Source organism: Pseudomonas sp. RHF3.3-3 (assembly GCF_048069595.1).
GTDB lineage: Bacteria > Pseudomonadota > Gammaproteobacteria > Pseudomonadales > Pseudomonadaceae > Aquipseudomonas > Aquipseudomonas fuscovaginae_B.
On record NZ_CP182250.1, the window covers coordinates 3,736,718 to 3,761,423 of the forward strand.

Annotated in this window: 5 protein-coding genes; all 5 read right to left on the minus strand. The window is 68.4% G+C overall.

Annotated features, from left to right (window positions below):
* Positions 1 to 33: 33 nt before the first annotated feature.
* From ACMGT0_RS16475 to ACMGT0_RS16495, 5 genes are read right to left on the minus strand one after another with little or no spacing between them, the layout of a single operon-like run.
* Entirely contained in the window at positions 34 to 228 is a 195-nt protein-coding gene (locus tag ACMGT0_RS16475; protein WP_054059243.1) for an MbtH family protein, read from the minus strand.
* Positions 218 to 958, minus strand: coding sequence for a hypothetical protein (locus ACMGT0_RS16480; protein ID WP_054063303.1), 741 nt, complete (start codon positions 956 to 958; stop codon positions 218 to 220). Before ACMGT0_RS16480 ends, ACMGT0_RS16475 begins: the two co-directional genes overlap by 11 nt.
* Positions 948 to 10,097, minus strand: a complete 9,150-nt coding sequence (locus ACMGT0_RS16485; protein ID WP_416768999.1) for an amino acid adenylation domain-containing protein — start codon at positions 10,095 to 10,097, stop codon at positions 948 to 950. Before ACMGT0_RS16485 ends, ACMGT0_RS16480 begins: the two co-directional genes overlap by 11 nt.
* Positions 10,097 to 14,236, minus strand: a complete 4,140-nt coding sequence (locus ACMGT0_RS16490; RefSeq protein WP_054063301.1) for a non-ribosomal peptide synthetase — start codon at positions 14,234 to 14,236, stop codon at positions 10,097 to 10,099. Before ACMGT0_RS16490 ends, ACMGT0_RS16485 begins: the two co-directional genes overlap by 1 nt.
* Positions 14,233 to 24,645, minus strand: coding sequence for an amino acid adenylation domain-containing protein (locus ACMGT0_RS16495; RefSeq protein ID WP_416769000.1), 10,413 nt, complete (start codon positions 24,643 to 24,645; stop codon positions 14,233 to 14,235). Before ACMGT0_RS16495 ends, ACMGT0_RS16490 begins: the two co-directional genes overlap by 4 nt.
* Between the last annotated feature and the right edge of the window lie 61 nt (positions 24,646 to 24,706).

A 24,706-nucleotide genomic window follows, 5' to 3' on the forward strand; every position in this document is an offset into this window, starting at 1 on the left:
GTTATTGCCGCCATCTGCCCGGTCAGGCCGCCTTCAGTCCCTGGCCTGACGCAGGGAGCGCGGGCGCATGTCGGTCCAGTGCTCGGCGATATAGTCCAGGCAGGCCTGACGCTCGCCCCGGGCCCCGACAGCCACCCAGCCGATGGCCATGTCCTTGCCCTGGGGCCAGATGGAGTACTGGCCCTGATGATTGATCACCACGTCGAACATTTCCGTTTCATTGTTCATGCTGCTCTCCAGAGAAATAACCCCGTGCGGCCGGAGCCGCCTCGATCAGGCAGCGGCTCAAGCCTTCTGCCAGGTGCCTGAATACCTGTCGTCCGGCATCGGCTTGCCGCTCACCGCTACCGGCGCGCACCAGCGCGCAGATCCGCGTGGCCCCGGCACAGATGCCGGCGTAGGCCTGGGCATCGTTGTCGGCATAGGCCGCGGCGGCGATTCGTGCGTAGGCCCGGCTGTTGGCATCGGCAAACGCGGCGGCGTTGGCATCGGTGCTGAGCTGGGCGTAGTAGTCCGCGTAGGCCTGGGCATCGCCGAAGTGCTCGGCGATCATTGCCGTATTGGCCGGCGCGCTGGCGTAGACCATGGCGATCTCATGGGCCCGGGCATAGCCGGTGGCATAGGGAAAGGCTCGCCGGTACAGCGCCGGCAATACCGGCTTGAGGGCCGCCAGCCACTCGCCCCGCCGGCCGTTGAGGCCCAGGGCCGCACGCCGATGCAATTGCCGCAGGACATTCAGCTGCGCCACGCTGGTGCCCTCGACGTCGGCCTCGAGCAACACCGGCAACACCGTCTCGGCCTGCCAGGCGTGCAACAGGCGAAACGGCGGCGGTTCGCCAAACCCGGCCAGGGCCGCCTGCAACTCGTTGCTCCAGCGCAGTGCCCAGTCCTTGGCCTGCCCGGCCAGCAGCACCGGTATCAACGCCTGCAGCCAGTCCGCGTTGCGCTCATGCCGCATGTTCGCCTCCCTGGCCGATCGTTTCGCCAATCAGCCGTGCCCAGTGACCGGCGACGATGCCGTAATGGTCGGTATCCAGCGCTTGCCAGTCGCACAGCCGCGGCAGCAGCGCCTGCCAGGCCGCCTTGAGCTGGTCGGCCGGCCAGGCGCGACCGACACCATAGGGGTTGGCCTGGGTGGCGACCAGCAACCGGGCCTGGGTGTTCGGCAGAACCGGTGGTGTGAAGGCGGCCATGCTCGCCATGTTGTGTTTGCAGCAGGCGGTGAGGCGTTGCAGGTAGCCGCGCATTTCCTCGGACAGCCCCTGCCCGCTCGCCTGGGGCCAGCGCTGGACGAACTCGCGTTGGAACACCTGCTCGATATGCCCCTCGTCCATCCCTGCCAGCTCGGCACCGGCATCCGGCGCCGGCGGGTCGATCAGGTACAGCAGCGGTTGTTCCAGGCCCATGGCTTGCGCCTGCGCGCACATGGCCTGGGCGACCCAGGCGCCGAACGACCAGCCCGCCAGCCGCCAGTGGCAGGACTGCCGAGGGAAACGGCTCTGCAGCGCCTCCAGGTAACGTGCGGCGCGCTGCTCGATCGCGATCGGCGGCAACTGCGGATGCTGCAGCAGCGGATCGGCGATCACGCAGACCCCCAGCGCCTCGGGCAAGGCCGCCGCCATCTCGCGATAGGCCTGGACATCGCCCCCCACCGGGTGCACCAGGCATAGCCAGTCGCGGCCGTTGCCACTGTTCCAGACATCCAGTTGCACCGCCTGGGCCCAATCGACGACAGCCGTCCTGGCGCCACTGCCCTCGATCAGCGTGAGAATTTCCCGCAGGCTGACCTTGTGGCTCAATTGCGACAGTTGCAGGCCGATGCCCAGCCGCGACTGCACCTCGTCGATCAGGTCGAGCAGGGTCAACGAGTCGGCGCCCAGTTCATACAGCGAGTCCTCGTCGTCCAGGGTGTCGACCCCCAGCCACTGGCACAGGCACTCGCCCAGATGTGCCGCCGGGTCCGGCCCGCGTTCGACGCAGAGGGCTGCGGCCTCGGACACCCGCGCAGTGTGCCGCCGCGGGTAGAACCCGCGCGACGCCTCGATCGCAGTGGTCGAGATCAGGCACTGCGGCAGTTGCAGGGCCAGCGCAAGGTCGAACACCTTTGCCCCCTCCTCGACGGACAAACCGACCGCCAGGTGGCGCTGGTGAGCCTCGTCACCGGCACTCACGGCGGTGGCCATGCCGCGTTCGCGCCAGATATCCCAGTTGATGCCCAGCCGTACGCAACGACTGGCCGCCTCCGGCTGGTAATGGGCAAAACCGTCCATGACCCCGCTGGCAGCGGCATAGTCCAGGTGCCCGGCACCGCCGAGCAGCGCCGACATCGACGAGCAGTACAGCACGAACCCCGGCGACAACCGTGTGATCAGCATTTCCACCGCCAGCATGCCGAGGGTCTTGGCGGCCATGGCGCTGTCCATCTGCCGGGCATCGCGATGGCGAATCAGGCTGCCGGCACCGATGCCCGCGGCGTGAATGACGCCGACCAGTTCGCCGTAACGCCGCGCCAACTGCTCGACGACACTCGGCCAGCGCGCCAGATCGGCAATATCGGCCTGCACGACCTCGACCCGATCGCCGTAGTCGCGCAGATTCTGCGGCCGCTCGCCGCGACGGGAAAGCACGATCACCCGCCGTCCCGGCGCCTGCAGCAGGTGCTCGCACAGGCTGCTGCCGATGCCGCCGTTACCCCCCAGCACCAGGAAGGTGCCGGTTGCCGGCAACAAGGGCGAGGCCGGCAGGGACGCCGGTGCCGGGCTGGCAATCAGGCGTGGCTGCCACAGGTAGTCGCCGCGAATCGCCAGACGCCGTGGCAATGCCGCCGAGTCGCCCAGCAGTGCCGCCAGGCTGCCGGCCTGGTCCGCCCACTGCGAACCCGGCAGGTCCAGCCAGTGAACCCGCAGCGGATACTCCTGCGGCGCCACCTCACAGACCCCGGCCAGGGCGCCCAGCTCCGGACGCCGCACCTCGCCGTTGACTGCACAGGCCTGCCAGGACAGCAACCAGAGCCGCAGCTTCAGCGCCCCCGAGACCTCGCCCCAGGCCTGGAGCAAGGCGCTCGGCGTATCGAGGCAGGCCCATTGCGCAGCGGCCAGGCTCTGCTCGTTCACCGCGCCACCGACCGACAGCGGCAACGCGTGCAGCCAGTCCAACTCCTCCACCTGCGCCGCGATCAGTTCGGCCAACAGCGCCGTCAGTGCCTGGGAATCACCCGGATCCAGTTCGAAACGATCGGCAGCCAGGCGCCGCAGGCCGTTGCCGGCGCGGACCTGGACCACCCGTCGATAGACGCGGCCCAAGGCGTCCAGCAGGCCGCCGTCCAGTGCCTCGTTGGCACATACCACCAGGGTGCCGCGACGTTCGTGGGGGCTGCCGCTGCCCAATCGGCGCAGGCGTACCCATTGGCGTTGGTGGAACCAGTCCGGCAAGGCATTGCGAGTCGATTGCGCTGCGCTGTCGAGCGGCACCGCCGGCAACGCGGCCGCCGGCTGGAACCGGCACGGCTCGAGATCGAATGCCGACGGCGGCAGGTCCCATGGCGGAGGGGCCGAGCGCGTCGGCCAGGTGAGCCGCGTACCGTCGTACCAGGCCCGGAGGATGGCCTGCGGTTCTGCATCCCCGACCGACCAGGTGCGGGTCGACGGCGGCACTTCGCGGATCAGTGCCTCGTCCACCTGCCAGGTCTCCCCGGCCGCCAGGCACACGCCATAACGCCAGCGCTGCTGGCGGCGACCCGCTTGCAGGAAACGCAGCAGCGCCTCATGCCGCTGTGGGAACGCCTCCCGATAGGCCTTGATCGCCGCCATGTTGCGCAACAGTGCACTGCGGCTGTGGGCGCTGAGCAGCAGGCAGGCCGCGCCCGCTGCCGAAACCGGCTCGGGCGTGGGGCTGGCGGCGACGAGCGCATGGGCATTGGTGCCGCCGATGCCGAAGCTGCTCACCCCGGCCACGCGCCGGCGCCCTGGCGGCCAGGCGCGCGGTTGGGTCGGGATGTAGAACGGCGTGCCTTGCAGATCGATCTGCGGGTTGAGCCGATTGAAGCCCAGGTTCGCCGGCACCACCGCGTGATACACCGCCAGGGTCGCACGAATCAACCCGACCACCCCGGCCGCCGCCCCCAGGTGACCGATCTGGCTCTTCACCGAGGCCAGTGCGCAACTGTCCGCCGGGGCCGTGCCGAAGGCCTTGCCCAGCGCCGCCACCTCGATCGGATCCCCCAGCAGCGTGCCGGTGCCATGGGCCTCGACATAACCGATGTCGGCACCGCGCAGGCCAGCCTTGTCCAGCGCCTCGCGGATCACTGCGCTCTGGCCGGCCACCGACGGTGCGGTATAGCTCATCTTGGCATGGCCGTCGTTGTTCAGCGCCGAGGCTTCGATGACCCCGTAGATCCGGTCGCCATCGCGTTGTGCCCGGGCCAGCGGCTTGAGCACCACCACCCCGTAGCCACTGGCGCCGAGGGTACCGCTGGCATCATCGCTGAAAGGTCGGCACTGGCCGTCCCGGGAGAAGATGTGCTGCGGCCGGTAGCGGTAACCCTCGGTCAGCGTCGGGTCCACCAGCACCCCGGCGGCCAGCATCACATCGGCATCGCCCTGGCGCAGCAGCGCACAGGCCAGGTGCACGGCGATCAGCGAGCTGCCGCAGGCGGCCTGCACGCTCATGGCCGGCCCGCCGAGGTTCAGGTGATAGGCGGCCTTGGTCGCGAGGAAGTCCTTGTCGTGGTGCAAGGCCATCTGGAAGGTGTCCGGCAGCTCGCTGTCGCCGGCCTGGCGCAGCAGTTGCTGGAAATAGGTGGTTTCGCCGCAACTGGCGAGCAGTCCGATCCGCGGCCCGTCCGCCGACGGCACCAGTGCCGCGTGCTCCAGTGCCTGGACACAGGCCATCAGCAGGTGGCGTTGCTGCGGGTCCATCAGCCGTGCTTCCTGGCGGCTGATGCCGAAGTACTCGGGGTCGAAGTCGAACAACCCGGCCAGTTGGCTACGGGCGCCGACCAGCCCCTCTTCGGCCGCGAACAGCTCGATACCCGACTCGCCCGCCTGGACCATCGACCAGAACGCGCCCAGGTCGGGCGCACCGGCGACATTCACCGCCATGCCGATGATCGCCACCGGCGAATGGCTGTTGTCCCCACCGCGCAGTGGCTGCTGCGCCTCGACCGGTGTGCTGGCCAGATGGGCCGCCAGGCGACGGATGCTGACCTGCTCGAACAGATCGGCCATGCTCACCTTGAGGTCGCTTTCCTGGTTGTAGCGGGCGTGCAGGCGCATCAGCCCGAGGCTGGTCGCGCCGGCTTCGAAGAAGCTCTGGTCGAGCCCGATCGGCCGGCCGATCACCGCTTCGAACAGTTCGCGCAGACGCTGCTGCAACGGGTTGGCCGGTTCCGCGGATGCGTCTGCCGCCTCCCGTGGAAGCGGCTCCCCCAGGCCCTGGAGCGCCTTGCGGTCGACCTTGCCACTCGGCGTGCGGGGCCACTCCCCGACCTGCCAGTAGGCATCGATGCGCACCTGGGCCGGCAACTCGCGGGCCAGTCGCCGGTCCAGCGCCTGCGGTGCCGGCGGCGGCCCGTCGAGTTGCAGGTAGGCGTTCAGCTTCGCCGAGTCGGCGTCCAGGGTGACGACGGCGCCGCTCACCTCGGGCAGTTGCATCAGGGCGGCCTCGATCTGGCCAAGCTCCAGGCGATGGCCGCTCAGCTTGACCTGCTGATCGTCGCGCCCCAGGTAGTGCAGGCAGCCCTGGGCATCGACCCGGGCCAGATCGCCGGTGCGATAGAACAGCCGCGTGGCTCCGCTATCATCGGGCAGTTCGACGAAGCGGCTGGCATTGAGCGCCGCATCCCCCAGGTAGCAGCGGGCGACCATCGGCCCCGCCACCAGCAGGTAACCCGCCATGCCGGCGGGCAGCGGCCGGTCCTGTTCATCCACCAGCAGCAGACAGGCATTGTTCACCGCCCGGCCGATCGACGCGCGCAACGGCCAGTCCCGTGGTTCTGGCGCAAGACGCAGGGCGCAGACCACATGGGTCTCGGTCGGACCGTAATGATTGAACAGACTGGCCTGGGGCATGCCGGCGAACCATTCACGCAGGGTGTCGTTGCACAGCAGTTGTTCCCCCGCCGTCACCACCTCGCGCAATTGCGTCGGATAGATCCCCCGCCGCACGGCGGTTTCGGCCAGGTGCTGCAGGGCCACGCAGGGCATGAACAGCCGCTCGATGTCCGCCTTCAGCAGGTAATCCAGCAGCGCCGGAGCATCCTGGCGCCAGGCCGGGACGATCAGGTGATAGCAGCCGCCGCCGCACAGGGTGCTGAAAATCTCCTGGAACGACACATCGAACGACAGCATGGAGAACTGCAGGGTCCGCGCCCGTGGGGCCAGCTCACCCGCACCGCGCTGCCAGTGCAGCAGGTTGCACAGGGTCCGGTCCGTGACCTGGACGCCCTTGGGAATGCCGGTCGAGCCGGAGGTGAACAGCATGTACAGCGGCCGCTCGCCCTGGTGCGGCGTCCGGGAAAACGGCCGCGGCGGCGCATCGAGTGCCACCCGATGCCGCGCGATGGCGTGCTCGCCCAGGCGTTCGAGGGCGGCTTCGGTGGCGTCGCTGTACAGCAGGCCATGGGCGCGGCACTGGCTCATCACTTGACGCAGCACCGCCTGCGGATAGGCCGGATCGAGCGGCACGGCGGTGAGATTGAGCTTGGCCAGGGCCAGCAGGGCGACGATATGCTCCACCGAGGTATCGAGGAACAGCAGTACCGGGCCCGGTTCACCGTCCAACGCTGGCAGGCTCGCGCCATCGCCGAGAGTCGCCGCCAGGGTATCGGCCAGTTCGTTCAGGCGCCGGTAGCTCACCCGCCGCTCGCCGGCCACCAGGGCGGTGGCCTCCGGGGTACAGCGCACCTGATGTTCGAACCAGTCGGCCAGGGTGGCGAACGGCGGCTGTACCCGTTCGCCCAGGCTGGCCGGCGGCAGGCGGTGCCGGTAGGGTAGCAGCAGCCGGTCCAGCGGGCTGTCCGGAGCCTGCAGCAACAGATCCAGACCGGCGCGAAACAACTCGGCGGCCGCCTCGATACGTTGCAGGTCGAAAGGGTCGCACTGGTACTCCCACCAGGCCGCAAACCCGTCGGGGCTGTCCACCAGGGACAGGGTCAACGCGCACTTGGCCTGCACGGGACCGCTGAATTCGAGTTGGGCCCCCAGCCCGTCCAGCTTGCTGAAATCGGTGTTTTCCAGCACGAACATGAAGTCGAACAGCGCCTGCTGGCCCGACAGCCGCAGGTCCTCGACCACATCGGCCAGGGCCACGTCCTGCAACGCCAGGACCTGGCGAACCCGATCCGTCTGCGCGTGCAGCAGTGCCTCCAGCGACTGCCGGCCATCCAGTTCGGTCGGGATCAGCACGGTGTTGGCGAACATGCCCACGGCCTCCTCGAACTCCCCCAGCGGCCGGTTGGACACCGGGCTGGCGATGCGCGGATGTGACAGGCCGGTCAGCGCATGCAGGCTCCAGGCGAAGACGCTGAACAGCACCTCGAAACGGGTCAGGCGCTGCTGCGTGCAGAACTGCTCCAGAGCCCTGGATTGCGACGGCGCAAGCCTCTGCCGGAATTGTCGGGCCTGGGCGCCGCCATCGCGGCGCTGTGGGACCAGGGCCGGCGAAGCTGGCGGCTGTTCGCGGTAGAACTGCGCCAGGGCACGGCGCTGCTGGCGATAGTACGGCGCGACACTCCATTGCCCCTGCCACTGGCCGAATTCCAGCGGCGTCAGGCGAGCGGGCGGTTCAGGCAGGTGGCGCCCCTGCCGATTGGCCTGGTAGAGGGCCAGCAGGTCGTCGAACAACAGGTTCAGCGACCACCCATCGACCACGCAGTGATGCAGATGCAGCAACAGTCGGGCGCTACCGTCGGCGAACGGCAGCAGCCAGGACTGGAACAGCGTCGCCGTGCCCAGGTCGAACGGGGTGGCGAACACCAGTTCGGCAAAAGCCTGCCAGTTGTCTTCGGTAAATCGTCCGGGGGGCATGCGCAGGCAGCGCGTGCCCTGCTCGGCGACCCATTGATCGAGACCGTCCGGTCCGGATACGAAACGCGTGCGCAACGCGGCATGGCGCTCGACCAGTTGGTCCACGGCCGCACCCAACGCGTCCGGGTCGACCCCGACCGGCAGGCGCAGCACCAACGGCACGTTATAGGCCGTCGAGTCCGGCTCGCGCTGTTGCAGCAACCACAACCGACGTTGCTCGGCGGTGGCCGGCAGGCGCCAGGCGGCGCTCGGCAGCGGTGCCGGCGGGTATGCCGCCGCGGACACCTGCGGTGTCACCAGCCTGGCCGCCACTGCGGCGAAGTCCTCGCCCAGCAGTTGCGCCAGGTTCAACTCCACCTGCCATTGCCGGCGGATCGCCGAGCGCAGGCGCAAGGCCTTGAGCGAATCGCCGCCGCTGCCCAGCCAGTCATCCTGGGCGCCAAGCCATGGCTGGCCGAGCAAGCTCCGCACCTGAGCCAACAGCCAGGACAGTTCCGCGCCCTGCTCACTGGCGGCCGGCAGCTCGCCCGTCGGTGTGGCGCGCCAGGGTTGCCGGTCCTGTTCCAGCAACCGGGCGCGATCGACCTTGCCGTTGGCGGTCAGGGGCAGGCGGTCGAGCAGGAACAGATGGTGCGGGCGCATGTAGCCCGGCAACTGCGCCCGCAGGTAGGCGTCGAAGTCGGCCTGTTCCAGGGTGCCTCGCGGCACGATGAACGCCAGCAACTGGTGATCCTCGGCGGACTGGCGGCGCGTGCAGACATAGGCCTGGGCGACCCCGGGATGCTCGAGGAGGCGCTGCTCGACTTCACCCGGCTCGATCCGAAAACCGCGGATCTTGACCTGGCGGTCGGCCCGGCCGATGTACTCGACCAGGCCGGCCTCGTTCTCCCGGACCAGATCGCCAGTCCGGTAATGGCGCCTTGGCTGGCCAGCGTCGTCCGCCAGCATGAGAAAGCTGCGCGCGGTTTCCTCCGGACGGTGGCGGTAGCCACGGGCGAGCCCGCTGCCGCTCAGGTACAGCTCACCCACCGTGCCCGGCGTGACCGGGCGCTGCTGCTCATCGAGGATGCGCAGGCCGGTATCGGGCAAGGCACGTCCGATCGGCACCGAGGCACCCATGAAATCACGGGCAATCGGTTGGCACAGGGCGAAGGTGGTGCATTCGGTCGGGCCGTAGACGTTGAAGATCCGGCAGGCGCTGTCCGGGTTGGCCCGGTACCAGTCGCGCACCGCCACGGCGCTGATCTGTTCGCCGCCGATCAGGACCTGGCGCAGGCTGGCAAAACAACGCGGGTACTCCTGGGCCAGGGTGTTGAACAGCGACACAGTCATGAACAGGCTGTCGACCCGCTGCGTCTCCAGCACCTGTGCCAGTTGCCGGGCATCGAGCAGGTCGTCGTCGGCGATGATGACGCAGGCACCACCGTTGAGCAGTGGCGCCCAGAGTTCGAAGCTGATCGCGTCGAAGGCCGGGTTGGCCAGGCAGGCAAAGCGGTCGCCGGGGCGAATGTCGATGTAGCCATCCGGCTGCACCAGGCGCAACAGGCCACGCTCGCCGACTTCCACCGCCTTCGGTGTACCGGTCGAGCCCGAGGTATAGAACAGGAAGCTCACATCGGCCGGTTCGCCGGGCAGCGCCAACCGGCTCGGCGCCTGGTGTTCCAGCAGCGCCGTGACGTCGGCCTGCCACAGGTTGGCCAATGGTTCGGCGCTGGGTTCGTCCAGCAGCAGGCCGACGCAACCGCCGTCCTCCAGCATGCGGGCCTGGCGCGCCAATGGGCTGGCACGGTCCAGCGGTACCAGCACGGCGCCGACCTTGAGTGCGCCGAGGATTGCCGCCAGCCAGCGCCAGGAGCGCGGCATGCGCAACGCCAGGGATTGGCCGGGCAGTACGCCCCGCGCCAGCAACCCGTGGGCGATGCGTTCGCTGGCAGCGGCCAGTTCGTGGTAGTTCAGTTGCGTCTGCCGGTCGAGCACCGCGAGGGCCAGGGGCGTTGCCCGCACCTGTTCGGCAAAGCGTCCGAGCAGGGTCGGCGATGGGACCAGGGTAGTAGCTTGCTGAGCGTTGTCCATTACGCCTCCTGCGGCAAGGAATCGGCGGGCGCGGCGACATCGAAGCGCCGCAGTTCCTGTTCCAGGGCCCTGGCGACGCGGCGCAGCTCGACGGTCTCGAGCATGTCCCAGTGGCCGCCATTGACCAGTCGGGCGAGGTAACCGTCCCCGGCGCGACGCCGCCAGAAACCGCGCAGGCCACGCAGTTGTGCACGGCTGAAGCCCTCGCGGGCCTGGATCAGCACTACCCGCCCTGCCCTGGGGGCACAGACGTAGTCGGCCACGGCCATGCGGTTGTGGTTGTAGATATGGAAGTAACGTTCGACCTGGGCATCGTCGATGCCCGGATACATGCCGTTGAAACGCACCAGCTTGTCGCGGAACTCGGCCATGTCCACCGGTGCCATCTGCTGGCGGTAGGCGGCGTTGTCCGAGCCCTGGGTATCGAGCAGCACCACGGTGACCTGGCGGTACCCCGCTTCGGTCAGGCGCCGGGCCATCTCATAGGCCACCAGCCCACCGAACGACAGCCCGGTGAGAATCAGCGGCTGGGCCAGCATCGGTTCGATCAGTCGCAGATAGGCTATGGCCATCGCTTCGACCGTAGGCTCCGTGGGCTCGCCCGGGTTGATCCCCGGCGACTGCACGCCATACACCCCGACCGATTCGTCGAGGACCTTGGCCAGCGACAGGTAGCAGAACGCCGTGCCCCCCGCCGGATGAATACACACCACATTGCGCTGGCCGGCACCCGGCCGGAACTCGATCAGGTTGCCTTGCGCCGCGGCCGGCCCCGCTCCCGAGCGGATCCAGCCGCCCAGGGCCTCGATGGTCGGATGGCCGATCACCACGCGGATCGGCAGCTCGATGCCGAATACCTCGCGGACCTGATGGGCCATCTTGATCGCGGCGATCGAGGTGCCGCCGACATTGAAGAAGTTGTCGCGAATACCGATCTGCGGCGCCAGCAGCAGGCCTTTCCAGATCTGGTAGAGCGCCAGTTCGATGTGGTCGCGCGGGCTCGACAGGTTGACCTGGCGGTTGGCCAGGTCCTGGTCGGCCATGACCCGCAACGCGTCGCGGTCGATCTTGCCGTTGGCGGTCAGCGGCAGTTCTTCCAGCCACAGGTAGGCGCTGGGCAGGACCTGCGCCGGCACGGTCAGCGCCAGATGCTCGTGCACCGCTGTCTCCTCGGGCCGGGCCTGCGCCATGAAGCTGCAGCAGGCCACCAGGCGCTGGTGCTGTGCGCCGTCGCCGACCATCAGCACCACGGCGCGGCGCACGCCGGCGAAGGCCTCCAGGCGCGCCTCGATCTCGCCAAGTTCCACCCGCACGCCGCGCAGCTTGACCTGGAAGTCGTTGCGGCCAAGGAACTCCAGCTGGCCGTCGGCGCGGTAGCGCGCCAGGTCGCCGCTGCGGTACAAACGCTCACCGGGCACGAACGGGCTGTCGATGAAACGCTCGGCCGTCAGCGCCGCCAGGCCCAGGTAGCCACGGGCCACGCCGACACCACCGATATGCAGGTGGCCGCTGACGCCGACCGGCACCGGCGCATCATGCTCGTCGAGCACATACAGGCGGTTGCCGGCAATCGGCCGGCCGATCGGCAACTGTCGCTCTGGCACGTCGGCACCGGGCTGCAGGGTCCAGATGCTGTTGATCACCGTGGTTTCGGTGGGGCCGTAGACGTTGTGCAGGCGCGCAGCGGGCAATACCTGCCGGAAGCGCCGGGCAATCGCCGGAGTCAGTTCGCCGCCACCGCAGAAGACGTTGCGCAGGTCCCGGCACTGCCCCAGCTCGTCGACGTCGAGGAACAGTTGCAGCATGGCCGGTACGAAGACCAGCGCGGACACCCGCTGCTCGCGTACGGTGCGGACCAGATAGTCCGGTTCCAGATGGCCACCAGGCCGGGCCAGCACCAGGCGTCCGCCCATGGCCAGGGGCCAGAGCAGTTCCCAGGCCGAGGCGTCGAAGCCGAACGGAATCTTCTGCAGCATGCTCGCCTGCCGGCCGTCGCCACAGACCTGCTGGCACCACAGCAACAGGTTGCTCAGCCCGCGATGGGCAACCATTGCGCCCTTGGGCAACCCGGTGGTGCCGGAGGTATAGATCACATAGGCCAGGTGCTCGGGGGTCAGGCCGATGACCTGCGGATCGGGATTGTCCACCGCCTGCCCAGCCCATTGCCCCGCGTCCGTGTCGAGATCCAGCACCGGCACCTCGTGGTGCGCCATGCCCTGGGCCTCGCGCAGCAACGGGCGGGTCGCCCTATGGACCAGGGCGACACGGGGTCCGCTGTCGGCCAGCATATGGCCCAGGCGCCCGACCGGATAGGTCGGGTCCAGCGGCACGTAGGCGCCGCCGGCCTTGAGCACCGCGAGGATCGCCACCGGCAGTTCCAGCGAGCGCTCCAGGCACACCGCCACCCGCACGTCCGGGCCGACACCAAGGCTGCGCAGGTGATGGGCCAGGCGATTGGCGCGACGGTTGAGTTCGGCGTAGCTCAGTGATTCGCCCTCGAACACCACGGCGCAATCGTCCGCTGCCGCCGCCGCCCGCGCCTCGATCAGCTGTTGCACGCAGCCCGGCTCCCGGGCCAGCGGCGCACTGCGGTTCCAGTCGACGACGATCTGCTCGCGCTCGGCCCCGGTCAACAGGTGCAAGGTACCGATCGGCTGCTTGGCGTCCGCGGCGACCTGTTCGAGCAGTTGCCGGTAGTGGCCGCTCAGCCGCTCCACGGTGCCCGCATCGAACAGGTCGGTGTTGTATTCGACCACCAGTTGCAGGCCCTGGGTCTGTTCCACCAGCTCGAAGGCCAGGTCGAACTTGGCGGTGGCACTGCTGGTACCGTAGGACGCCAGGCTCAGCCCGGGCATGTCCACGGCCGCGCCGGGGGTGTTCTGCAACACCAGCATCACCTGGAACAGCGGCGAATAGGACGTATCGCGCTCGGGATTGACCGCCTCCACCACCCGCTCGAACGGCACGTCCTGGTGTGCGTGGACTTCCAGCATGCGGGCGCGAACTTCGCGCAGCAGCTCGGCGAAGGTCCATTGCGGTTGCAAGCGGTTGCGGATCACCAGGGTATTGACGAAATGGCCGATCAGCGGCTCGATCTCGGCCTGCCCGCGGTTGGCGAATGGGGTACCGATGCACACGTCCTGCTGGCCGCTGTGGCGCCACAGCAGCACCGCCAGTGCCGCCAGCAACACGTTGAACAGCGAACCCTGGGTCTGCCGCGCGAGGTCCTGCAGTTCCCGCAGGGTACGGCTGTCGAGACAGCTGGTGACGGTGGCACCGGCATAACGCTGCACCCGTGGCCGTGGCCGATCGGTGGGCAGCGTCAACAACGGTGGTGCGTCGGCCAGCGTCCGGCGCCAGTAGTCGAGCTGCTCCTGCAGGGCCGCGCCGCCCAGCCGCTGCTGTTGCCAGCAGGCATAGTCGGCGTACTGCACCGGCAGCGCCGCCAGGCTCGATGGCTGGCCCCTGAGGTAGTCACCATAGAGGGTCACCACTTCACGCAGGACGATGCCCATCGACCAGCCATCGGCGATGATGTGGTGCACGTTGTACAGCCACAGGTGTTCGTCGTCCGCCAGGCGCAGCAACGAGGTGCGCAACAGCGGGCCATTGGCCAGGTCGAACGCAGCCCGGGCTTCCTCGGCCACCCGTGCCTGTGCCAGCGACTCGCGTTCGGCGGCCGGCAGCTGGCTCAGGTCGGTGACCGCCAGTGCCAGCGGACGGTACTCGTGAATCACCTGGCACGGCTCGCCGTCGTGATCGTCGAAGGTCGTGCGCAGGACTTCGTGGCGGCGTACCAGTTCGTTCAGTGCCCGCTCCAGCACGCTGACGTTCAGGCGCCCCTTGAGCACCAGGGCATTGGGGATGTTGTAGAACGGATTGCCCGGCTCCAACTGGTCGAGAAACCACAACTGCCGCTGGGAGAACGACAGCGGCAACGGTGCCGTGCCGACTGCGCGCGGGCGCAGGCCGTCATTGACCGTCAACCGGCCGAGCAATGCCTGCTTGTGCCGCTTGAGTGCCTGCAGCAGGTCTTCGGTGAGAAAACCCTTGGGTGCCTTGCAACGCAATTTGTCGCCATCGGCTTCCAGCACCACACCGTGACGGTCGAAAAAGGCCAGCAACTGTTCGGCATTCATAGCTCAATTTCCTCCATGTCGCTGTCGTCATCCGTGTGCGTGCGGTTGAACGCCTCCACCTCGACGCTGCGCTGCTCGCCTTCGGCCCGCAGGCCGCCCACCATCGAATAAATCAACTGATGACTCGGCCCCAGGTCGAACAGCGCCGGCAGTGCCTGTTCGTCGATCGAGCCCATGCCGCACAGTCCCAGGCCGTGACTGGCGGCGGTCATGGTCAGCAGTTGGGTCATGGCGCCGGCCTCGATATGGCAGAAGTCCCGGCTGCGCCCGCCATAGAGCGGACGGATCGCCGCCATGTCGGCGATGAGGAACAGCGAAAACGCGGCGTTCTCATAGACCGGGCGGTTGACGAAGTAGTCGTAGGTGTCGGGGTCGAGCCGGGATTGCTCGCCGATGGCCAGCAACTGGTGGCGTACCGGGTCGTAGTAGAAGGCCCCACCGGGCACGCCTTCGACCCGCTGCGGCTTGATGTACAGGTAGGCCTGCAGCGGATAGAGACCGCCGGCCGAGGGGAACTGGTATTTCACCTCGCCCTCCAGTTGCCCGCGCGACAGACCGGCCAGCCAGTGGGCGAATGCCAGGGTTGCAATCGGCTGCTGGTCGTAGCGACGCACCGAACGATAGTCGCGCAGACGCTGGGCGAAGCCGGCCTCCGTCGGAAGCGCCAGGGCCACCGCCGGCAACGGCCGGGCGAAACGTCGCCGCCCGCGTTCGTCGGCCTTGAACTGCTGGCGCAGTTGCGGGTCCTCGATCACCGCCTCCGCTTGTAGCGCTGGCGGTTGTGGCACACGGCCGGCGGGGAGCGGGGTCTCCCGGTGGCGACGGTACAGTTCCAGCAGGTTGGCCAGGGTCGGCTGGGCCAGCAGTTGCGCCAGGTGCGGACGGAACTGCAGTTCGGCGGCCAGGGCGTTGCTGATCCGCACGATATCGATGGACGTGGCGCCCAGGCTGAGCAGATTGGCGTTGCCGGCAATCGTCTCGCGCTTGAGCAGTTGCCGGACGATCTCCACCAGACGTTGTTCCTCGGGCCCTTCAGCAACCAGCAAGGGTCCCGCGTCCGCCTCCTCCTGCGGCTGCGGCAGGCGGTTCTTGTCGACCTTGCCATTGGCCGAGAGTGGCCAGGTTTCAAGGAACGTGAATGACGTCGGCACCATGTAGGCCGGCAGCTTGTCCACCAGATACAGGGCGAAATCCGCGGACTGCAACTGTGCATCGCTCTTGATCACGTAGGCTGCCAGGCGTTTTTCACCCAGTTGCTCACCGAGAATCCGTACCACCGCGCTCTGCACGCCGGGGTGACGGTTGAGCACGGCTTCGATCTCGCCCAGCTCGATGCGGTAGCCCTGGACCTTGACCTGGTTGTCTTCGCGCCCGAGGAATTCGATGTTGCCGTCCGGCAGCAGGCGGCCCAGGTCGCCGGTGCGATACAGCCGGGCACCGGTCGCCGGGTGGGCGAAGAAACTCGCGGCGCTCTGTTTCTCGTCGCGCCAGTAGCCCTTCGCCAGGCCGATGCCGCCGATATACAGCTGGCCAGGCACCCAGGTCGGCCGCGGTTGCAGCGCCTCGTCGAGGACATGGAAGCTCTGCTGGTCCAGGGCCTTGCCGTAGGGAATGCTGCGCCAGTCGGGATCGACCTGGCCGATCGGGTAGCAGATCGACCAGATCGAGGCTTCGGTCGCGCCGCCGAGGCTGATCACTTCGATCGCCGGCTGCAGCGCCCGCGCCCGGTCCGGCAGGTTCAGCGCGATCCAGTCGCCGGAGAGCATCGCCAGGCGCAGGCAGGTCGGCAACTGGCCGCCCTGCTGCTCGACGGACTCCAGCAGCAGCCCGAACAACGCCGGCACCGAGTTCCACAGGCTGACGCGATGCCGCTCGATCAGCTCACGCCAGTGCCGCGGGTCGAGGGCCAGGCGCGGTTCGAGCAGCACCACTGCCGCACCGACCGCCAGGGTGCCGAAGAAGTCGTACACCGACAGGTCGAAGCTCAGCGACGAGATCGCCAGCACCCGGTCCTGCGGGCTGACGGCGAAGCGCCGGTTGATGTCCAGCAGGGTGTTCACCGCGCCGCGGTGGTCGATCACCACGCCCTTGGGCACGCCGGTCGAACCGGAGGTGTAGATGACGTAGGCCAGGTCTGCGGGGTTCTGCTCGACCGCCTGCAACGCCGACTCGCCCATGTCCATGGTTTCGCTCAGGGTGATGATCTCCACCCGCGACGACCAGTCGCTGTCCGCCTTCAGGCCGGGTTGCGCAAGCAGCAGGCGCGCTTCGGCGCGCTCCAGGATATGCCGTACCCGTTGTGCCGGCAGCGCCGGATCGAGCGGCAGGTAGGCACCGCCGGCATACAGGATCGCCAGGGTCGCCACCAGTTGTTCCCAGCCGCGCTCCATCATCACCGCGACCAGTTGGTTGGGCCGCACGCCCAGGGTCTGCAAGTGGGCGCCGAGCCGACGGGCCTCGTGGCGCAACTGCCCGTAGCTCAGTTGCCGGCCCGGCGCGATCAGCGCCGGGGCATCCGGCGTCGCCTGCGCCTGGCGCTCGAACAGCTCATGCATCAGCGGCGATGCCTGCGGATACGCCGGCGCTGGCGGCAGGCCGGCCTGGGGCAGCAGCCCGGGCGTGCTGGCGGCCCAGGCCGCGGGTTCGAGCAAGCGGTCGAGGATGCCGTTGTAGGCGACGAACATCGCTTCGACCAGGCCTTGCGGGAACAGCTCGTCGATGCTGTCCCAGTTGAACAGCAGGCGCCCTTCCAGCTCCAGCAGGGTATGGTCGATCCACACCTGGGGGGTCTGGGTGATGCTGTGCACGTTCTGCGCCTGCAGCGCATCGGCCAGGTTGTACTCGGCCTGTTGGGTGGCCGCCTCGGACAGGGTGCTGTTGAACACGATGGGAATCGCCGTCTGCTGGGCCCCACGGGCCTGGGACAGCTCGCGCAGCACACGCACGCCGCTGACCACCGCATGGTCGATGTCCTGCCACAGTTGCTGCTGGATCGCCCGGGCCTTGTCGGTAAAGCCGAGGTTGCCGTCGATGGCGACTTCGAGCAGCACCAGCGAGGTGAAGTCGCCGATGATCGAGTCCACCTCCGGGTGCAGCGGCAGGCGGTTGAACAGCGGCAGGCTGAGGGTGAAGCGCGGCTGACGGCTCCACAGCGCAAGCACTTCGCAGAAGGCCGTGAGCAGCACCACTGAAGGGGTCACGCCGAATTGTCTGGCCAGTTCCTTGATCCGGCTCCAGTGCTCGACCGACAACTGCCGGTCGCGCCGAGTGAAGTGCGGTGCGGCAATGCTCTGCGGCTGACACACCAGCGGCAGGTCCGGCGCCGGTGCCAGGCGGGTGACCCGTTCGCGCCAGTAGGCCAGGGCCCGTTCGTAGCGCACGCCGCTGCGCAACCGATGTTCGGCCAGCACGTAGTCGCGGAAACTCAGGCCCGGCACCGGCAACGTCCGTTGCGGTTCCAGGTAGAAGCCCATCAGTTCGCGGGCGAGGATCTGGCTGCTGGCGGCATCGACGATCAACGCATCGAGACTGATGTGCAGGTGGCTGATGCCATCGTCGAGCAGGGTCAGGCTGAACTCGAACAGCGGCCAGTGGCTGGCGTCCAGCACCTGGTGGGACAGGCGCTGGCGGTTGTGGTCCAGGGCCTGTTGCGCGGCTTCGCGGTCCAGGCCGCGCAGATCGAGCTGCGGCATGCGATAGCTCGGCACCTGGGCCAGCACCTGCTGGGTGCCGTCGCTGAGGAAAACCGCGCGCAGCATGTCGTGGCGCTCGATCATCCGGTTCAGCGCACGCTCGAAGCGCGGGATGTCGAAATCGCGGATGCGCAGTTCCTCATAGCCGTGGGCACTGACGCCACCGAGGCTGACCGTGGATTCGCGGCCGAACCAGTAGGCCTGCTGGATATCGGTCAGGGGGAACGGCTCATGGCGGTTGGCCAGGTCCGGCTCGATCACCGCGAAGGCCGGTTCACTCTGGATCTGCTCGTCACGGCTGGCGCGAATCGCGGCCATCAGCTCGCCCGGGGTCGGGGTCTTGAACAGGCTGCTCAGGGACAGTTGTGCGGCCATGCGCCGGTTGATCGCATAGACCAGGCGCGTGGCCAACAGCGAATGACCGCCCAGTTCGAAGAAGTTGTCCTGCATCCCGACCCGTTCGCAGCGCAGCACCTCGCCCCAGATGTCGGTCAACTGGATCTCGTCGGCATCCCGGGGCGCCACGTAGGCGCTGCCGGACACCCGCTCCGGCGCCGGCAACGCACGGCGGTCGAGCTTGCCGTTGCGCGTCAGCGGCAGATTCGCCAGGGACACCCAGGCACTGGGGATCATATGTTCCGGCACCTGGCGGCGCAGGGCTTCGCGCAGCGTCTCGGCCGACGCCGGGCCAACGATGTAGGCCACCAGCTGTTTGTCCCCCGGGGCATCCTCGCGCAGCAGCACGGCCGCTTCCAGTACGCCCGGCTGTTGCTGCAGCAGGCTGTCGATTTCCCCCAGTTCGACACGGAAACCCCGCAGCTTGACCTGCTGATCGATGCGTCCCAGGTACTGCAGGTTGCCGTCGGCCAGCCAGCGCACCTGGTCGCCGCTGCGGTACATGCGGGCCCCCGGCTCGCGGCTGAACGGATCGGGCAGGAAACGCTCGGCGGTCAATTCCGGCTGGTTCAGGTAACCGCGCGCCAGGCAGGCGCCGGCGATGTACAACTCGCCGACAACGCCGGGCGGCACCGGGTTCAGCGCCTCGTCGAGCACATACAGCCGGGCATTGTTGATCGGCCGGCCGATCGGCGGCGCCTCGGGCCAGTCGGCGGCTTCGGCGCAGGCCAGGCTGAACTGGCTGACCACGTGGGTTTCGGTCGGCCCGTACTGGTTGTACAGGTATGCGCCGCCCAGCCCCTGGACGAAGCGGCGCAGTTCGTCGTTGACCCGCAGGGCCTCGCCAGCGGTCACGAGGTCACAGCCGCCGGTTGGCCCGGGTGTGTCGTCGTCGCTCAGGCCGGCGACCTGCTGCAGCACTGCGAACGGCAGGAACGCCCGCTGCACGCCACTGGCCACCAGGGTCGGGCGCAGCGTGGCGAGATCCTTGCGCCCCGCCTCGTCCATCAGCACCAGGCAGCCGCCCTGGCACAGGGTGCTGAAGACTTCCTGGAACGACACGTCGAAGTTCAGCGAGGCGAACTGCAGCACCCGCCGTGGCGCCGGGGCCGGGCCGGCGGCGTCGAGCAGTTGCCAGTCGATCAGGTTGTCCAGCGCCCGGTGGGTATGCGCGACGCCCTTGGGGCGACCACTGGAACCTGAGGTGTAGAGCACATAGGCCAGGTTGTCCGGCCCGATCGCCACGCCGGGATTGTCGGTGGATTGCCCGACCCAGCGCGCTTGGTCGCTATCCAGGCAGTACAGGGGGCGTTCGCTCGCCGTGGCCGGCAGTGTTTCCCTCAGGCTCGAGTGGGTCAGCAGCAGGCTCGGCGCCGCGTCAGCGAACATGTAGGCCAGGCGCTCGGCCGGATAGGCCGGGTCGAACGGCACATAGGCGGCCCCGGCCTTGAGGATCGCCAGCAGGCCGATGACCATCTGTGGCGAGCGCTCCAGGCTCAGGCCGACACGGTCCTCGGGACCGACGCCCTGCCCGCGCAGGAAATGTGCCAGACGGTTGGCGGCCGCATTCAGCTCGGTGTAGCTGTAGCGTTGTTCTGCATGGACCAGCGCCTCGGCCTGTGGCGTGCGTTGCACCTGGGCTTCGAAACGGGCAAGGAAGCCGCCTTGCGGAACGCGATCGGTGTGACTACGGCTCCACTCGTCGAGCAGTTGCCGACGCTGCCCGGGGGTCAGCAGGTCGAGGCTGGCGACCGGCTGCTCGCTATCGGCGGCCATCTGCATCAAGACCCGGCGCAGGTACTCGCCGAAACCGGCGACCGTCTGCGCCTCGAACAGCCCCGAGGCATATTCCAGGCCACCGACGATCTGCCCGTCACGTTCACTGAGGGCCAGTTGCAGGTCGAACTTGGCGACGTGCTGGCGGCTTGCCAGCGGCTCGACAGCAAGGCCCGGCAGGGCCGGTTCACCCTGCTGCCCCTGTTCCCAGGCGAACAGCACCTGGAACAGCGGACTGTAGGCCAGGCTGCGCGGCGGGTTGAGCAGCTCCACCACCTGCTCGAACGGCAGGTCCTGGTGCTCCTGGGCCTGCAGCGCGACCTGACGGGTGTGCTGCAACCACTGGCTGACGCTGGGGTTGCCGGTCACCTTCAGGCGCAGGGCCAGGGTGTTGACGAAGAAACCGATCAGCGCCTCCAGTTCGCTGCTCGGGCGGTTGGCCGACGGCACGCCGATCACCACGTCGGCCTGCGCCGACAGCCGCGACAGCACCAGCGCCCAGCCGGCAAGCAGGGTCATGAACAGCGTCGTGCCCTGGCGCCTGCTCAGGTCCTTGAGGCGCCGGGTCAGCGCCTCGTCGAGCACCAGCGGCACCACACCGCCGCGATAGTCCTGTACCGCCGGACGCTTGTGGTCCAGCGGCAGTTCCAGCAGCAACGGCGCCTCGGCCAGGGTTTCGCGCCAATAGCGGCCCTGGCGTTCCAGTACCTCTGCGGTCAGCCACTGGCGTTGCCAGGCCGAATAATCGACATATTGCAGCGGCAGCGGCGGCAGCGGATCGTCGCGATCCTCCAGCGCTGCGGCATACAACTGGCTGAGCTCGCGGGTCAGCACGCCCATCGACCAGCCATCGGAGACGATGTGGTGCAGGGTCAGCAACAGCAGGTGCTGGTCCTCGGCCAGACGGACCAGCCCGGCCCGGATCAGCGGCCCCTGCTCCAGGTCGAAGGCTCGTGCGCCTTCGGCCTCCACCAGACCGTCGAGGTCGGCAGTGGCCTCCAGCCGTTCGAGCTTCAGGCCCTGCCCTGGCGCGGCGATGACCTGCCAGGGCTCGCCCTCGACACTGATGAAGCGGGTGCGCAGGGCTTCATGCCGCGCCACCAGCTGATTGAGGCTGCGCTCCAGCGCCGGCACCTGCAACGGGCCGCGCAATTTCAGGTTCAGCGGCATATGGTAGGCCGCGCTGCCACCCTCCATCTGGGCGAGGAACCACAGGCGCTGCTGGGCAAACGACAACGTTTGCGCGACGCCCCTTTCGATCCGCGTGATGGGCGCCCGGACCGCCTCCCGGGCGCTTTCCAGGCTGCGGGCGAACTGTTTCAGCTGGGGGCTGGCGAACAGCGCCGAGGCCGCGACTTCGCGCTCGAGCTGGCGGCGAATCCGCGCGATCACCTGCATCACCAGCAGCGAATGCCCGCCGAGGGCGAAGAAACTGTCGTCGCGCCCTACCCGCTCGATCCCCAGCACTTCACTCCAGATGCGCGCCAGGCCGGTTTCCAGCTCGCCCTGCGGGGCAACGTAGTGACGCGGGTCGAAAGCGGCGGCATCGGGTGCCGGCAAGGCGCCACGGTCGAGCTTGCCGTTGGCGGTCAGCGGCAAGCTGTCCAGGCGCACGAAGGCAGCGGGCAGCATGTAGTCCGGCAGGCTCAGGGCCAACTGCTCGCGCAGGGCGCCGGGGCTGGTGCTCCCGGCCTCGCTTTCGACGTAGTAGGCGACCAGCCTGGGCTGCTCGGCGTCGTTGCGCAACAGCACCACGCCGTCGCGCACCCCGGCCACATCGAGCAGGCGCGCCTCGATCTCGCCCAACTCCAGGCGCAGGCCGCGCAGCTTGGCCTGGGAGTCGTTACGGCCGAGGAACTCCAGTTGACCGTCGGCGCGGTAGCGTGCCAGGTCGCCGGTACGGTACAGGCGATCGCCGGCCACGAACGGGTTGTCGATGAAGCGCTCGGCCGTCAGTTGCGGCTGGTTCAGGTAGCCGCGGGCCACACCGACGCCGCCGATGTGCAGCTCGCCGGCAACGCCGGTCGGCACCGGTGTGCCGAGGGCGTCCAGCAGGTAGATACGGGTGTTGGCCAGCGGCCGGCCGATGGGCAGGCCGGCGTCGGCCGCCGGTCGGGCCGGCAGTTCGAAGCAGGTGCTGTCGATGCTGGCTTCGGTCACGCCATAGGCATGGACGATTCGGACCGCCTCGCCGCACCGCTGGCGCAACTGGCGGGCACTGTGGGCGCTCCAGGTGTCCGAGCCGCAGACCACGGTGTCGAGGAACGCCAGTTCATGGCCGCTTTCCTCGGCCCAGGCCAGCAGCGGGTTGAGCACCGCCGGGACGAAGTCGGCGAAGTCGATCCGCGCATCCCGCAGCAGGCGGTAGAGAGCCGGTGGGTCCATCAGGGTCTGGCGCGGACACAGCACCAGCTCACCGCCGAAACACAGGGCGCGGATCAGGTCGGCACTGAACACGTCGAAAGAAAACCCGGCCATCTGCAGGTGGCGCAGGCCCGGACGCAGGGCGTACAGCTGTTCCCAGGCGGCGCTGAGCGCCAGCAGGCCACGGTGTTCGACCATCACGCCCTTGGGCTGGCCGGTGGAACCCGAGGTGTAGATGACATAGGCCAGGTGGCGTGGCGTCAGGCCCGATGCCTGGGGTGCGAGGTCCTGCGGCGGGTGCGAGGCCCAGCGTTGCGCATCCTGTTGCAGATCGAGCAACAGCGGTTGCTCTGGCAGGCCTTCGAGGGCCGCGAGCAGCGCCGGCCGGGCCGGACCATGGCTCAATAGCACCGAAGGCGCACTGTCGACCAACATGTGGCGCAGCCGCGCCGGCGGATAGCCGGGGTCCAGCGGCACGTAAGCCCCGCCGGCCTTGAGCACCGCGAGGACGGCCAGCGGCATGTCCAGGGTGCGCTCCAGGCACAGCCCGACCCGGTCGTCCGGTCCGACGCCAAGGGCGCGCAGCTCATGGGCCAGGCGATTGGCCCGGGTATTGAGTTCGCCATACGTCAGGCTGTCGTCGCCACAGCGCACGGCAATGGCCTGGGGATCGCGGCTTGCCTGGGCTTCGAACAGCTCATGCAGGCAACGCCGGGCGTCGAAAGCCTGCTCACGGCCATTCCAGTCCCGTACCAGACGGTCACGCTCCACGGCACTGAGCAGGGGCAACGCCGTGACCGGCTGCAGCGGCTGCGCGACCATGCCTTCGAGCACCTGGCGCAGATGGCCGGCAAACCGCGCGACCGTGGCCGCGTCGAACAGGGCCGTGGCGTACTCCAGGCCGCCGCCGATGCGCCCGTCCTGCTCGGCCAGCACCAGGGTCAGGTCGAACTTGGCCGCCTGGTGGCGGCTGCGTAGCGGCTGGCTGTCCAGGCCGCCCAGTCGCAGCGTGCCCGGCTCGGTGTTTTCCCAGGCGAACATCACCTGGAACAGGGGGCTGTAGGCCTGGCTGCGCGGCGGGTTGAGCCGTTCCACCACCTGTTCGAATGGCAGCTCCTGGTGTTCCTGGGCGCCCAGCGCCACGGCGCGGGCCTGTTCCAGCAACTGCGCGGTGGTCGGCGCACCGGCCAGGGACAGGCGCAGAACCAGGGTGTTGACGAAAAAGCCGATCAGCCCTTCGGTTTCCCGACGGTTACGGTTGGCCACCGGGGTGCCGATCAGGATGTCGTCCTGGCCCGACAGGCGTGCCAGGACCACCGCCCAGGCGGCCAGCAGGGTCATGAACAGCGTGGTGCCATGGCGCAGGCTCAGGGCCTTGAGTTGCTGGCTAAGGTTTTCATCCAGCAGCAGCGGTTCGAAACCGCCCTCGTAGCGCTGCAGGGCCGGCCGTGGACGGTCGCCGGGCAGTTCCAGCAGGGCCGGAGCGCCGGCCAGGGTGTCGCGCCAGTAGTCGTGGTGGCCGGCCTGGCTCTGCTCCGCCAGCCAGCCGTGCTGCCATTGGGCGTAGTCGGCGTATTGCAACGACAGCGCCGGCAATGGATCGTCCAGTCCCTGGCGAAAGGCCTCGTACAGCTCGCCCAGTTCACGGGTCAGCACCGCCATCGACCAGCCGTCGCAGATGATGTGGTGCAGGGTCAGCAGCAGGACATGTTCCTGCTCGCCGAGAATCAGCAGGCGCCCGCGAAACAGCGGCCCCTTGTGCAGATCGAAAGCGGCCTCCGCCTCCTCGTCCGCCAGCAACGCCACCTGCGGCTCGGGTTCAGGCTGTGCGGCCAGATCGTGGACCTGCCAGGAGAACCCGCAGTCGGCCGCGGCGATCAGTTGGACCACCTCGTCCCCCTCGGCGGCAAAGGTGGTGCGCAACGCCTCGTGGCGCGCCACCAGGCGGTCCAGCGCCTGTTTCAGCGCCGAGCGGTCGAGCGCCCCGTGCAGGCGCAGCCCGAACGGTACGTGATAGGCGTCGCCGCCCCCGGCCAACTGGGCGAGGAACCACAGCCGACGCTGCGCGAAGGAGGCCCGCGGTGCCGTGTCGCCCCGCTCTGCCGGCGTGATTTTCGACCGTTTGTGCAAGGCGGCGAACTGCGCCGGCGTCATATCACGCAACGAGGTTTTGTCGAACATGAGAGGCTTCCATCCATGACTGCATTGTTTTTGTAGGGTTCAGGGGCGTGATTGGCCCCGC

Bases quoted from the DNA above. Each gene is read 5' to 3' on its own strand.
- ACMGT0_RS16475 (WP_054059243.1), bottom strand. From the start codon at position 228: ATGAACAATGAAACGGAAATGTTCGACGTGGTGATCAATCATCAGGGC.
- ACMGT0_RS16480 (WP_054063303.1), bottom strand. From the start codon at position 958: ATGCGGCATGAGCGCAACGCGGACTGGCTGCAGGCGTTGATACCGGTG.
- ACMGT0_RS16485 (WP_416768999.1), bottom strand. From the start codon at position 10,097: ATGGACAACGCTCAGCAAGCTACTACCCTGGTCCCATCGCCGACCCTG.
- ACMGT0_RS16490 (WP_054063301.1), bottom strand. From the start codon at position 14,236: ATGAATGCCGAACAGTTGCTGGCCTTTTTCGACCGTCACGGTGTGGTG.
- ACMGT0_RS16495 (WP_416769000.1), bottom strand. From the start codon at position 24,645: ATGTTCGACAAAACCTCGTTGCGTGATATGACGCCGGCGCAGTTCGCC.